Genomic DNA, 13,387 nt, shown 5'->3' on the forward strand with positions numbered 1-13,387 from the left:
CGCGCGGGTGTCAGCTGAAGGCGCGGCGGTAGCTGTGCGGGCTGACACCGGTTGTCTTCTTGAAACGGTCGCGGAAGGCGGTCGGCGAGCCGAAGCCGACCTGGGCACCGATGCGTTCGACGGTGTGGTGGGTGGACTCCAGAAGGTGCTGGGCCTGGCGGATACGGGCGCGGTGCAGCCACTGGAGGGGCGTGGTGCCGGTCTGTTCGCGGAAGCGGCGGATCAGCGTCCGGGTGCTGGTTCCGGCGTGGGCTGCGATGTCGGCAAGGGTGAGGTCGGTGCCGAGGTTGTCCTGGAGCCAGACGAGGAGGGGTTCGAGGGTGCTGCCCTGAGGAGTGGGCGCGTAGTCGTGGACGATGAACTGCGCCTGTCCGCCCTCGCGTTCCAGGGGCATGACGGACAGCCGGGCCGCGTCGGCGGCGACGGCCGAGCCGTAATCCTTGCGGATCATGTGCAGGCACAGATCCAGGCCGGCGGCGGCGCCGGCCGAGGTGAGGATCTGGCCGTTGTCGACGTACAGGACGTCCGGGTCGACCTCGATGTCCGGGTAGGTCGTAGCGAGCAGGCCGGCCGCGATCCAGTGGGTGGTGGCGCGCATGCCGTCCAGGAGTCCGGTGGCGGCCAGCGGGAAAGTGCCCGAGCAGATGGAGGCGATGCGTGTGCCGTCCTCGGCGGCGGCCCGCAGCGCGTCACGGACAGCCGGAGCGAGCGGGGCGGTGGGGACGGCTGTACCGGGCACGATGATCGTGTCCGCGCCCTTGAGTCCCTCCAGCCCCCAGGGCGCGCGCAGAGCGAAGGCGCCCGCGTCGGTCTCCGGCTGCTCGGCGCACACGCGGATCTGATAGCCGGGGCGGCCGTCCGGAAGACGGGTGCGGGTGAAGACCTCGATCGGGGTGGAGAGGTCGAACGGGATCACCTGGTCCAGGGCGAGGACGGCGATGGTGTGCATGGCCGGAAGATACCTCTCCGCCGGATGACAGTCACGGCTTCCTGTACCTAAGAATCCCACTATTCCCCCAGGTCAGGTGGCAGCATGCGGATCGTGGCAGTTTTCCGTTGGAAGGTGGCACTTATGCCTCTGGGGGGCAGGGCGGCAGCCGCTTAGCGTCGGGAGCGAACCCGGCGCGGACCGGGCCGCCCGGACCCCGAGGACCCTTCCCATGCATGCCCAGATCGTCCTGTTCGACGGCTTCGATCCCCTCGACGTCATCGCGCCCTACGAAGTGCTCCACGCCGGCGGCACCGCGTCCCGCGGCCTGGTGAGCGTGGAGCTCGTGTCCGCCGAAGGGCCACGCGAGGTGGTCAGCGGCGCCGGGACCCTGGCGCTGCGCGCCACGGCCGCCCTCGACCCCGCACGAGCGGGCCTGATCCTGGTCCCCGGCGCCGCAGGCAGCCTCGGCGAACCGGGCGAGACCCCCGACTAGGAGGCGGGCGCCGGGCAGCGGCAGCGGGACGCCTCCATCCCGGTGCTCCTCGGCCGCACGCTGACCACCGAACTGCCCGCCCTGCTGAAGACGGCGATGGACGACCCCGAGGTGATCGTCGGCACGGTGTGCGGCGGCTCGCTCGTCCTGGCCATGGCCGGCCTTCTGGAGGGCCGCCACGCCACCACCCACCACCTGGGCCTGGACATGCTCGACGCCACCGGCGTCCACGCGGTGCGGGCGCGCGTGGTCGACGACGGTGACCTCGTCACCGGTGCCGGCGTCACCTCCGGGCTCGACCTGGCCCTCCATCTCCTGGAGCGCGAGGTGGGCCCGCAGATCGCCCACGCCGTCGAGGAACTGTTCGCCCACGAGCGCCGCGGCACCGTCTGGCGCCACCAGGGGCCGGCCCCCGCTGCCCTCTGACCGCCGCCGTCACCCTCTCCCTGCACACCTGACGCCCCCACCGAAGGAACAACTGCATGCCCATCGACAGCACTTGGGGCCTGCCCGCCTCCGAGGTCACCGGCCGGCGCCGCACCGCCCCGGCGGCAACGGAGCGCCGACCGTGACGAAACTTCTGCTCTCCCTGCACGTCCTGGCCGCCGTCCTGGCCATCGGCCCCTTACCGCCGCACAAGCCGGCAACTCCGGCACCGTCCCCCGGATTTGCGCCCGCCTGGCCATGCTCACCGGCGTCTTCAACCTGCTGTGGGCCACGGTCACGGTCCTGATGATCGTCCGCCCCGGCTCCACCACAGGAGCATGACCGTGTCCCTCCACCCCTTGCGTATCGCAGCACACACCGAACTCGTCTCGTTCATCCTCATGCTGGCCAACCTCGCCACCGTCCACCTCAAACCCCTCTCCTCCCTGCTGGGCCCCACCCACGGCTGCGCCTACCTGTTCGTCGTCCTCGCCACCTGGCGCCTGGGGTCTGTCGCACACGCCACGACCGTCACCAAGGCCACCGCGGTCGTTCCTGGCATCGGCGGTCTCCTGGCGCTGCGCATGTTCCGTCACGCCACGGCCCGCTCGACCGGCGACAAGGACTCCGTACGGGCTCTTGGCGGGACCGACCATGCGAACGGCTTCCGCAGCTGAGCACCTTCACGGGAAGGCGAGCCGTGGTGGTGCGCCGTGGTGACGCCGCGCTCGCGCAGGGGTGGCCGAGCGGGCCCCGGCGCGCGTCCTGCCCGCGAGCGCCGCCCGCGAGCTTCGGAAGACGTGCTTCGGGACGCCTCAACTCGCTTTCCGTGAACGGCAGTTCGGATTGCATCGCACTGATGTACGTGCGGCGCCCACTCAAGGAGGTGGCGAGGGGTGGCGAAACCCCGAAGTGGGTCCGAACCCCACCCGTGCAACAACTAGCGTGCGTGCTCCGCGAACTGCCAACGGCCGATCCGGAGGGCGCCGATGCCTACCGCATTCCCCCAGGGGACCCAGACGTCCCAGGAGGCTCAGAGATCCCCAGGGCCCCAGGGTTCCCCGGGGGTAGCCCCCGTACCCGCCTCCGCCCGGCGGCGGGAGCGTGAGGGCGGACGACATGGCCGGGCCTCGTTCCCCGAGTCGGCCGCCGACTCGGCGATACGGTCCCGTCTGGTCAGGCTCGCCGCCATCCCCTGCCTCCTCGTCGCCGTGATCTGCACGGCCGTCGCCGCCTTCGTCGTCCAGGCGGGCGGCGCCCGGCTCACCGGTCGTGAGTGGGTGGTGCTGTGCGGCGGGCTCGCCCTGGTCTGCGTCATCGTGCTCACCGCGGGCGCCGCCGCCAACTCCGAGGCCCGCGCCGCCGTCGCCCGGTACGCCCGGCTGCGCCAGGTCTGCGCCCGCAGCCAGTCGGACCTGTACGACCTGCTCGACCGCGTACGGCAGGGTGAGTGGATCCAGCGCCGCGAACCCGAACAGGGCCTCGTGCCCAGCGGCGACACCCTCGACCTGCTCGCCCACGAGGTGGCCGCCGCCGGCCGGGCCGCCGAGTCCGCCGTCATCGACGCGGTCGCCATCGCCCGCAGCAACGCCAGCGGCAGCGAGCAGAAGGTCGAGGTCTTCGTGAACCTCGCCCGTCGTCTCCAGTCCCTGGTGCACCGTGAGATCGAGCTGCTGGACGAGCTGGAGAACCAGGTCGAGGACCCCGACCTGCTCAAGGGTCTCTTCCACGTCGACCACCTGGCCACCCGGATCCGCCGGCACGCCGAGAACCTCGCGGTCCTCGGCGGCGCCATCTCGCGCCGGCAGTGGAGCCGTCCGGTGTCCATGACCGAGGTGCTGCGCTCCTCGATCGCCGAGGTCGAGCAGTATCCGAGGATCAAGCTGGTGCCGCCGATCGAAGGCACGCTGCGCGGTCACGCCGTCGCCGACGTGATCCATCTGCTCGCCGAACTCGTCGAGAACGCCTCGATCTACTCGGCCCCGCAGACCCCGGTCCTGCTGCGCGCCCAGCTCGTCACCGCAGGTCTCGCGGTCGAGGTCGAGGACCGCGGTCTGGGCATGTCGGCGGACGAGCAGTCGCGGATGAACGCCCTGCTGGCCGACCCCGAACATGTCGATGTCGCCGAGCTGTTGAGCGACGGCCGGATCGGACTGTTCGTGGTCTCCTCGCTCGCCCGGCGGCATGGCATCGTTGTCCGGCTACAGAGCAATATCTACGGCGGCGTACAGGCCGTGCTGATCGTGCCCCAGGAGCTGCTCGGCGAGGAATCGGCCGGCGGGGAGTCGGGCGGGGAGTCGGGCGGGGCGGATGCGTCGCGCGCCGGATCACCGGACACCGACCCGGTGCGCGAGCACGACGGCGGATACGACGGCGGCTTCGTGGACCACCCTGCCGGCGGCCCTGAGCGGCACGGCCACCGTGAGCGCCATGACCCCGGCCCGCCCCCCGCCCCCGGCCGCCGGACCGTGGCCATTCCCAGCCCCGGTCCGGCCCCTGACCACCTGCTCGACATGGCGTCGCACGGCTACGGCGACCGTACGGCCCCGGTGCCGGCTCAGGCCCCGCCCCCCGTTTCCGCGGAGACCGATCCCGACGCCGGCGCCGCTCGTCGCCGGCTGGTCCGCGCCTCGGGCGCCCACACTCCTGAAGTCCACATGGCCGACGCGCAGTTGCCCGAGTCGCACGCCCCCGATGCCGTCCCCGCCGAGCGCCCGGCCGATCCCGGCCCGGTCGTCCTGCCGCCCGCGCCACCGGCCGTGGACAACGGCGCCCGCCCGCGGCTGCCCCGGCGGCGCAAGCAGACCCATCTCGTCCCCGAGCTGCGCGGCGAGCCGATCCTGCCGTCCGCGGCACGCCGTACGGGACCGGAACCCGAGCACGACCCCGGCCTGATGGCCGCCTTCCGGCGTGGCTTCAGCCTCGCCGACGACACCTACGCCGGCGACACCGCCGGAGGCAACGGCACCACTCCGGCCCAGGGCATCGACACCAGCAGCCCGGCCGGCAACGACCTGCTCTACGACCGTGACCACGATGCCACGATGGCCCGCCCCCGAGGAGACGACCGCAACCATGGTGAGTGATGTGCGTGCGCAGGCACATTCGCAGCTTCAGGGAGGCCAGCACACCGATCTGTCCTGGCTGCTGACCGGGCTCGTACAGCGGGTGCCGCACGCCCGCAGCGCGCTGCTGCTGTCCTCGGACGGCCTGGTCAAGGCCGCCCACGGCTTCGACCCGGACAGCGCCGACCACATGGCCGCGCTGTCCTCCGGCCTCTACTCCCTCGCCCGCAGCGCCGGTGTGCGCTTCGGGGAGGGCGACGACGTCCTCCAGGTCGTCGTCGAGCTGGAGTCCACCTTCCTGTTCGTCTCGACCGCCGGATCGGGCGCGTGTCTGGCCGTGCTCGCCGGCCGGGAGGCCGATGTGGCGGTGCTGGGCTACGAGATGTCGATGCTGGTCAAGAGCGTCCGGCCGTATCTGTCCACCCCGGCGCGCCAGCAGGCGCCCGCGGGCGGTCGTTGACCATGACCGTGCGTCGCCGGCGGCGGCAAGGCGGGGAACCGTGGTACGACGACGCGGCGGGCCGGCTGGTCCGCCCGTACACCGTCAGCAACGGCCGGACCCGTCCGACGGCGCACTTCGATCTGCTGACGATGGTGATGGCCACCGGCCGGCGGCCCGTCTCCTGCCAGGGTCCCGACTACGCCCAGGTGCTGGGGCTGTGCTGCGGGCCGGTCTCCGTCGCCGAGATCGCCGCCCACATACGGCTGCCCGCCGTGGTCACCAAAGTGCTCCTCGCCGACCTCGTGGACTGCGGGGCGCTCACCGCGCGGGCCCCCGCAGCCGTTTCGGCAGGGCCCGCGTCCCGTACCGACCGAGCCCTGCTGGAGGCGGTGCTGAATGGACTTCGCAAACGACTGTGACCCCCACACCCAGGGGGATTCCTCGACCGACCTGTTCCCCACCGCGCTCAAGATCCTCGTCGCGGGGGGATTCGGGGTCGGCAAGACGACCTTTGTCGGAGCGGTGAGCGAGATCGAGCCGCTGAGTACGGAAGAGCTCCTCACCCAGATCAGCGTCGGCACCGACGATCTGGCGGGTATCGAGGACAAGGACACCACCACCGTCGCCATGGACTTCGGCCGGATCACGCTCAGTCCGGCGCACATCCTCTATCTCTTCGGGACGCCGGGGCAGCAGCGCTTCTGGTTCATGTGGGACGAGCTGTCCAACGGCGCGCTCGGCGCGGTGATCCTGGCCGACACCCGGCGTCTGGACCAGTGCTTCGCCGCCGTCGACTTCTTCGAGCGGCGCGGTATCCAATTCATCGTCGCCGTCAACGAGTTCGACGGTTCCTACCACTACGACCCGGACGAGGTCCGCACCGCCATGGACATCTCCCCGGACATCCCCGTCGTACTCTGCGACGCCCGCCGGTGCAGCTCGGCCACCCATGTCCTGGTAGCGCTCGTCCAGCATCTGCTCACCCCCGCCCTCGCCGCGACCCCGGAGCTGCCGTGAACCACCCCGCCTCCCGTGCCCCGTACATCTCCTACGACCCGACGCGCCATCTGCTGCTCACCCCGCAGGACGACGAGGCCCCGGCGCGCGTCGCCCGGCTGCGCGCGCTGGGCATCGGCGAATCCCCGCTGCCCGCGTTCGACGAGTTCGCGCGCAAACTCGCCCGGACCACCCGGGCCCCGTACTCGATGGTCAACTTCATCGACGAGCGACGGCAGTACTTCGCCAGTCTCTACACGCCCGCCCAGGACCAGGCCGTCGAGCTGGGACCGGCGCCCGCCAGCGCCCAGCCCGGCCGGGTGATGGACCGCGACCACGGCTACTGCCCGCATGTCATCGTCCGCCGTAAGGCCCTGGTGCTGGAGGACGTCTGCGACTATCCGCGGTTCGCCGGCAACCCGGTCGTCGACGAGATCGGTATCCGCTCCTACCTCGGGGCGCCGCTGATCGACCGTACGGGGATGGCGCTGGGCACCGTCTGCGTCGTGGATCTCGAACCGCGCCCGTGGGGGCGGGAGGGGCTGGAGACCATCAAGTCGATGGCCGCCGAACTCGTCGAGCAGATCCACCGCATGGAGAAGCAGCAGAGCGACGTCTGACGCGGCCCGGTCAGGAACGCCGACAGGGCCCGACGCTCGGACCCGGCACTGCTCCTGGCCCGGCCCCGGACCGGCCCCTGAGCGGGACCCGACCCTGGCCCGGACCTGCCCCTGGCCCGGACCTGACCCGGAGCCGGGCCCGACCCTGAGCCGTGTCCGACCCGGACCCGTGTCCGACCCTGACCTGGGTTGATCGCTCGTGCGCGCCGCCCGGATCCGTGAGCGGTTCCCCTTCGATGCTCTCGGCTGGTATCCGGAACGGGGCGTTCCGTCCGCTCTCGCGGCGCTCGCCCATGCCGTGTGGAACCAGCGGCGGATCCCGGGTGCGCTACCGCCGCCGGGCCGGGCCGGGGCGAGCCGCAGCGGCAGCCCGAGGGCCTGTCAGCTCCGGACCGGTAGTCGTGGCCACCGGCCCGGAGTCTGCCGCTCATCGCGGCCGGGCGAACCAGGAGGGCCGGCGCACCGGACCGGTGCGCTGACCCGGCACCGTGGCCGTGGCGTCCGGGCTCCGCCCGGTGGTGGCCGGGGTGTCCGCGGCGGCGTCGCCCTCCTCCGGCCACTCCGAGGGCTCCAGCCGCAGCAGATCCGCGAGCCGGCTGGACCACTCGCCGCGCGTCTGCCCCAGCGCCAGCTCACCCAGGCGCAGCAGCTGGATGTCGGAGGTGCCGGCCGGCGCGAAGATGTGGTGGGCGTCGCGCAGGAAGCGCTCCACCGGCCGGTCGGTGAACAGCCCGCACGCGGCATGGATGTCCATTGCGTCGCGCGCCGACTCCAGCGCCGACTCCACATTGACCAGTTTGGCGTTCATCAGCTCCGCGTCGCACGGCAGCCCATGGTCCAGCAGATGCACCGCGTGATACGCGGACAGCCGGGCCAGCAGCAGCCGCGACTGGATACGGCCGAGCTTGAGCTTGATGTTGCTCAGGTCCGCCAGCGGCTTGCCGTAGCGCTGCCGTTCGGCGCAGAACGCCGTCGTCTCGTCCAGGACGGCCTGATGGATGCCCAGCGACACGGCGGTCAGATTCGGCCGTCCGTACAGCACGCTGGAGGAGTACGCGACCGGCAGTCCGTCGCCCTCCCGGCCCAGCAGATTCGCCGCCGGGACCCGGCAGTTGTCGAAGAGCAGCTCGCCGAAGCTGAAGCCGTGCAGCCCCATCGTGGGCTGCTGCGGACCGACCCGGAAGCCGGGGGTGCCGGACTCGACGAGAAACGCCGACAGGCCCTTGGAGCCCTCGCCGGTACGGACCACCACGCCGTGCAGATCGCCGACATGGCTGTTGCCGACATAGATCTTCCGGCCGTTGAGGACATAGTCGTCGCCGTCGCGGACCGCGGTGGAGGTCATGCCCAGCACATGGCCGCCGGACTGCGGTTCGGTGACCGCGATGGTCGGCAGGCAGTCGCCGGAGGCGATGGCGGGCAGCCAGGTCTTCTTCTGCTCCTCGCTGCCGAAGTGCACGATTTTCGCCACGCCCAGCTGCGAGGCCTGAACCATGGCGCCCATCGCGGCACTGACCCGTGAGAGCTCCTCGATGATCAGAGTCTTGGCGACATGGCCGGCGCCCATCCCGCCGTACGCGCGGTGCACGGTCGCGCCTATCCACCCCTGCCGGGCGATCAGGCGCGACAGGTCATGGCAAACGGAACGGTTCGCCTCCATCTCCGCCACCCGGGGGCGGACCTCGCTTTCGGCGAAGTCCCGCACCCGGTGCCGGAGTGCCTCATGCCGCTGGTCCGTGAAGTAGCGATGCAAGACGAGCCCCTCCTTCGCGATCTTCCCCGCGTTGGTCGCACCTCGCCTCGGGACGGCACCGGCGGTGCCGTCCGCAGCGAACGTTCCGGAAAGTGATCTTTCGCTTACCCCGTGCAATACTCCGTTGGCATACCTACTCCGGGGCGCATAAAACATCAACTGGGTGCATTTAAGTGAAGAGTTGAAGCGCGGAGCATATGCGCACCACCCCCGGTTCGGCGATGCCTGTGGCGCGGCTCCGAAGGCCCCGGAACCGCGCCACCCCACGCCTCCCGCCCCGGCCGGGCGGGGCGCCGCGCGTCAGTGCGAGAGGTCGCAGCAGGACTCACGGCGCTGCTGCCGGCCCACCTCCAGCCAGTCGGTACCGGCCGCCCGCAGCGAGCGGGTGGCGGGCGCCGGGAAGGACCCGGTCAGCTCCCGCTGCTCGAAGAGGCGTCCGCCGCGCAGTACCGCCGAGGTCCGCACCAGCGAGTCGAAGTCCTCGAACGGATCTCCGTCCACCAGCGTCATATCCCCGAGCTTGCCGACCTCCAGCGTCCCCAGGTCCCGTTCCGCACCGAACACCCGGGCGGGCAGCGCGGTCGCGGTGCGCAGCGTCCGGCTCACACTGAGGCCGCCGCGGTGCAGCGCCCGCAGTCCCAGGTGCAGGCCCAGCCCCACCGGCACCAGTGGCTGGTCCGTGCCCAGCGCGACCAGGCCGCCGCCGTCCAGCACCCGCCGGTACACGCCGACTTCGGTCCGGATGTCGGCCAGCTGTGCCGGGGTGGGGCGATGGCCGGCGTTCTCCCGTACGACCGCGGTGTCCCAGGGCGGCATCAGCCGGGCCACCCGGACATCGGCGGCCAGCGCCGGATCGTCACCGAGCAGTGCGGTCGACGAGAACGGAGTGGCGAGGAGATGGAAGTCGGTGGCCGTGTAGACCTCTTCGACGTCCTGGTAGGCGTGACCGGAGCTGGAAACGGCATGGCCGAACTCCATCCGCTGCGTGGCCTGCAGATGGGTCGTCAGGTCCTGGCCGAGCTGGACTCCCGGGGTGAGCAGATGGCTCCCGGCCCGGACCCCGAGCCGCTGGTGGGCGAAGCGGGCGGCCTCCTCCATCACCCAGCCCGGTGCCCGTACATAGGTCTTGACGAAGTCCCAGTCCAGGGCGGCGCCGCGCTCCAGCGAGCGGCGCAGCCCCGCGCGGGTGCGGTGGGCCCGCCCCATGCTGTAGGCGACCCGTCCGCCGTCCAGCAGCTCTCCGCAGGTCAGCAGGCGCGGCCCGGCGAGCGCACCGGCCGCCACGGCCTCCCGGATACGGGCCTGTTCGTAGGAGAAGCCGCCGCAGGAGACCGCGGTGGTGATGCCGTACGCGAGCTGGAGCGCGGTCTGCCGCCCGCCGTAGGTCGTCTGCCACGGGTGAGTGTGTGCGTCCCACAGACCGGGCAGCACGGTCCGCCCGGAGGCGTCGACCCGCCGGGCCGCGCCCGAGCGGGCCGCGCGGTGCGGTTCCACGGCGGTGATCCGCCCGTCCCGCACCACCACATCGACGTCCTCCCGCACCTCGTCGCCGGTGCCGTCCCAGAAGCGGCCCGCATGGACGACGATGTCCCGGGCGCGCGAGGGGCGCCGTTCGAGGGTCAGCGGGACGGTCCGTGCCGCGCCGCCGGACGCCCCGATCAGCGGCAGCTTGCCGGCCGAGAGGTACAGGAGCGTGCCGGAGTCCCCGGACCACGAGGGATGGTCGGCGCTCTCGTCGGTCAGCTGCCGCGGCGCCCCGTCCGGTGTGCCGTCGGGCCGCACCGGCAGCACCCACAGCGCGGACTCGACGATCAGCGCCAGCCGGCGCCCGTCCGGCGACCACACGGGCCCCGAGTCATAGCGGTCGGCGATCGAGACGTGCTCGGCGACCGGGTGCAGCCGGTCCTTTCCGGTCTCGGTGTCGACGATCCGGATGACGTTGTAGCCCTCGCGGAATCGGCGGTTGAGGCGATTGCGGTCGCAGTACGCCAGGTAGCGCCCGTCCGGCGACCAGCTGGGACGGCCGGGCAGTCCACCGGCGCCCAGCGGTGCGGCCAGCACCTTCTCCTCGCCGTCGGCCAGCGTCCGTACGACCAGATTGCCGGACATGTCCAGGGCGGCCAGCCGTCCGCCGTCCGGCGACAGCGCGGGCTGCACCCGGCCGCCGGTGGCCAGCACCGTCTCCTCCCCGGAGGCGATATCCCGGCGGCGCACCGCGAACAGCCCGTCCCGGTCGTCCGCATAGAGCAGCGCCCGCCCGTCGCGGGTCCAGCTGGGCCCGAGAACATAACGGGTGGCATCGGCCCGGACGATCCTGCGCGGGGCTTCGCCGCCCGAAGTGGGCGCGATCCACAAGGAGTTGAGGGCGGCGAAGGCGACCTTGCGGCCGTCGGGAGAGAGCGCGGGCAGATGCACTCCGCGCACCGGCCCCGCCGCCGTCCGCTCGAAACCGTAGTCCTTGACGCGGTAGCGGGGCCGGTCCAGCGGCAGCCGCGCGGTGAACGGGATGGTCTCGGCGCGCTGCGGAGCGTCGGCCCGGACGATCCGGAACTGTCCGCCGACCGTCAGCAGCAGCTCGTCCCGCGAGACCCAGCGTGGCGGCACCGGCTCCACATCGCCGTCCACCGCGACCCGTGTACCGTCCACCACCAGCGTGCAGGTGGGGCCCGGGTAGTCCGTGGTCCGCAGATAGGCGAGCCGCCCCGTAGGGGACAGCGCCGGCACCATCACCTGTGCGGCTGCCGTCTCGGTGTGCTCGGTGCGCACCGTGCCCCGCCCGTCGGCCGGCACCGAGGCGACCGTACGGGAGACCAGCGCCGCGCCTGCCACCTGTCCCCGGACGAACACGATCCGCGAGCCGTCCGGCGACCAGCAGGGGTCGAAGTCCTCCCAGGCGGCGTCCTGATGCGGGCCGTCCTGACCGGGCAGCCCGGTCGTCCGGGTCAGCCGCCCGCTCTTCACCTCCAGCACCCAGATCCGGTACGGGCTGCCGGTCACCGCGTCCCCGCCCCGTTCCGAGGCGAAGGCGATCCGGGTGCCGTCGGGGGACCAGGCGGGGCCGCGGTCGTCCCACCGGCCGTCGGTCAGCTGCCGGAGACCGGAGCCGTCGGCGGCGAGCGTCCACAGATGGAAGGAGCCGCCGCGGTAGGCGCAGACGGCGATGCGGCGGCCGTCGGGGGAGTACACCGGACGGGTGGGCTCCAGGTCGGGCGGGGTCAGCGCGACCGCGTCGCCGCCGGCCCGCGGCAGTGACCACAGGACGTTCTGGACCTCGGCGACCAGCCGGTCACCGGCCGGGGCGAGGGAGGCCGCGCCATTGGTGGCGGCCGTGAAGGACAGGGTGGCGCCGTTTGCTCCGGCATCCTGCGCCCAGGCGGTGGGCGCGGTGCCGCCGGCCAGGCCCGCCGCGGCGGCGGCCGAGGCGGTGCCCTGGAGGAATCTGCGGCGGGACAGCGGCGTGGGGTGAAGGGGGGCGTTCTCGAAACGGTCCTCGAAACGGTCCTCGAAACGGTCCGTGGTGTCCAACGATCCTCCTGCGAAAGGGGGTTGCGGCACAGGGTCGGCAAGGAACCGGCCGATCCTGTCACGCCGCGCGCGGGGGAGAGGGGCATCTGCGCCACGCGCGCCCCATGGCGCACCGCCGCCCCACACGAAAGAGTGGGCGCCGAGGACTCGTCAGCCACCGCCCCGGCAGTCAGGAGACGACGCCATGCAGGCCATGCAGCAGGACTTCCACCAGGCCCCGGACGGCGCCCGTATCGCCACCTACACCTGGCTCCCGGAGTCCGGTCACCCGCGCGCCCTCGTGCAGATCGCCCACGGCGCCGCGGAACACGGCCGGCGCTACGACCGCTTCGCACGGTTCCTGGCCGGCCACGGCTACGCCGTCCTCGCCTCCGACCACCGTGGCCACGGCGCCACCGCCGCCTCCACCGGCGGCCGCGGCGTGGTCGGCGAGGACGCCTGGCGGGCGGTCGTCAGCGACCTCAAGGGCATCGGCAACCATGCGGCCGCCGCCCACCCCGGCGTCCCGCTGGTGCTGCTCGGCCACAGCATGGGCGCGATGCTGGCCCGCGACTACGCCCAGGAGTACGGCGCCGACCTCGCCGGACTCATCCTCACCGGTGTCTTCCGCACCCTGCCCGGCCTGGACATCGACGGTGCCGTCGCCGAGCTGGACCAGGAGATCGCCGAGCACGGCCGCAGCGCGCTCTCCGCGTTCATCCCGCGCAACTTCAGCTCCTTCAACGACGCCTTCACCCACCGCACCGGCTATGAATGGCTTTCCCGCGACGCCGCGGAGGTGGACGCCTACGTCGCCGACGAGGACTGCGGTTTCCCGTTCTGCGCCGGTCTCGCCGCCGACTGGGTCGGCGCCATCCGCAAGATCAACGACCCGGCCAACCTCGCCCGCATCCCGCGCGGGCTGCCGGTCCACCTCGCCGTCGGCGACCAGGACCCCTGCCACCAGCGGATGACGCTGGTCCACGAACTGCTGGAGGACTTCCGCTACCTGGGCACCCGCGATCTGACCTGGCGGGCCTACCCGGACGCCCGTCACGAGATCCTCAACGAGACCAACCGTGACGAGGTCCAGGACGACCTGCTGGCCTGGCTCGACAAGCACATCTGAGCCGCCGGCGCCGCTCTGCGGGGAGCGC

The 13,387-nt window shown here is 72.2% G+C and carries 10 protein-coding genes and 1 pseudogene; 8 read left to right on the top strand and 3 right to left on the bottom strand.

Translation table 11 applies throughout. The features are described 5' to 3' along the window. Positions 1 to 10 precede the first annotated feature (10 nt). Positions 11 to 949, bottom strand: coding sequence for a GlxA family transcriptional regulator (locus K7C20_RS31070; protein ID WP_030078893.1), 939 nt, complete (start codon positions 947 to 949; stop codon positions 11 to 13). A gap of 211 nt (positions 950 to 1,160) precedes the next feature. Between K7C20_RS31070 and K7C20_RS31075 the strand changes: the two are divergent. The 7 genes and pseudogenes from K7C20_RS31075 to K7C20_RS31105 all read left to right on the top strand — a co-directional run bounded on the left by K7C20_RS31075 (position 1,161) and on the right by K7C20_RS31105 (position 6,973). Continuing rightward, positions 1,161 to 1,850, top strand: a pseudogene (locus K7C20_RS31075) (DJ-1/PfpI family protein). A 338-nt stretch (positions 1,851 to 2,188) separates the two neighbouring features. Next, positions 2,189 to 2,527 (top strand): hypothetical protein, encoded by a 339-nt coding sequence (locus K7C20_RS31080; protein ID WP_048829105.1) that lies wholly within the window; start codon positions 2,189 to 2,191, stop codon positions 2,525 to 2,527. 312 nt (positions 2,528 to 2,839) lie between these two features. Then, the gene (locus tag K7C20_RS31085) at positions 2,840 to 4,936 is read left to right on the top strand and encodes a sensor histidine kinase (RefSeq protein ID WP_053209692.1); all 2,097 of its coding nucleotides are present in this window, start codon (positions 2,840 to 2,842) and stop codon (positions 4,934 to 4,936) included. Further along, positions 4,926 to 5,375, top strand: coding sequence for a roadblock/LC7 domain-containing protein (locus tag K7C20_RS31090; protein ID WP_030078884.1), 450 nt, complete (start codon positions 4,926 to 4,928; stop codon positions 5,373 to 5,375). The genes K7C20_RS31085 and K7C20_RS31090 overlap by 11 nt, the downstream gene beginning before the upstream one ends. 2 nt (positions 5,376 to 5,377) lie before the next feature. Then, positions 5,378 to 5,776: a DUF742 domain-containing protein gene (locus K7C20_RS31095; RefSeq protein WP_030078883.1), complete on the top strand. Its 399-nt coding sequence runs from the start codon at positions 5,378 to 5,380 to the stop codon at positions 5,774 to 5,776. After that, the gene (locus tag K7C20_RS31100) at positions 5,754 to 6,374 is read left to right on the top strand and encodes a GTP-binding protein (protein WP_030078881.1); all 621 of its coding nucleotides are present in this window, start codon (positions 5,754 to 5,756) and stop codon (positions 6,372 to 6,374) included. The genes K7C20_RS31095 and K7C20_RS31100 overlap by 23 nt, the downstream gene beginning before the upstream one ends. Continuing rightward, complete coding sequence (locus tag K7C20_RS31105) at positions 6,371 to 6,973, top strand: GAF domain-containing protein (RefSeq protein WP_245171539.1); 603 nt, start codon at positions 6,371 to 6,373, stop codon at positions 6,971 to 6,973. The genes K7C20_RS31100 and K7C20_RS31105 overlap by 4 nt, the downstream gene beginning before the upstream one ends. A 427-nt stretch (positions 6,974 to 7,400) precedes the next feature. Here the strand turns inward: K7C20_RS31105 and K7C20_RS31110 are convergent, their stop codons facing one another. Together K7C20_RS31110 and K7C20_RS31115 are read right to left on the bottom strand one after the other, a co-directional pair. After that, on the bottom strand, positions 7,401 to 8,726 hold the full coding sequence (locus tag K7C20_RS31110; protein WP_048829104.1) for an acyl-CoA dehydrogenase family protein: 1,326 nt from the start codon (positions 8,724 to 8,726) through the stop codon (positions 7,401 to 7,403). Between the two features lie 300 nt (positions 8,727 to 9,026). Then, positions 9,027 to 12,251: an amidohydrolase family protein gene (locus K7C20_RS31115; RefSeq protein ID WP_078953403.1), complete on the bottom strand. Its 3,225-nt coding sequence runs from the start codon at positions 12,249 to 12,251 to the stop codon at positions 9,027 to 9,029. Positions 12,252 to 12,435: 184 nt separating this feature from the next. Between K7C20_RS31115 and K7C20_RS31120 the strand changes: the two genes are divergently transcribed. Next, on the top strand, positions 12,436 to 13,359 hold the full coding sequence (locus tag K7C20_RS31120) for an alpha/beta fold hydrolase (protein ID WP_053209693.1): 924 nt from the start codon (positions 12,436 to 12,438) through the stop codon (positions 13,357 to 13,359). The last annotated feature ends 28 nt before the right edge of the window (positions 13,360 to 13,387 follow it).

It is taken from the genome of Streptomyces decoyicus, from assembly GCF_019880305.1.
GTDB lineage: Bacteria > Actinomycetota > Actinomycetes > Streptomycetales > Streptomycetaceae > Streptomyces > Streptomyces decoyicus.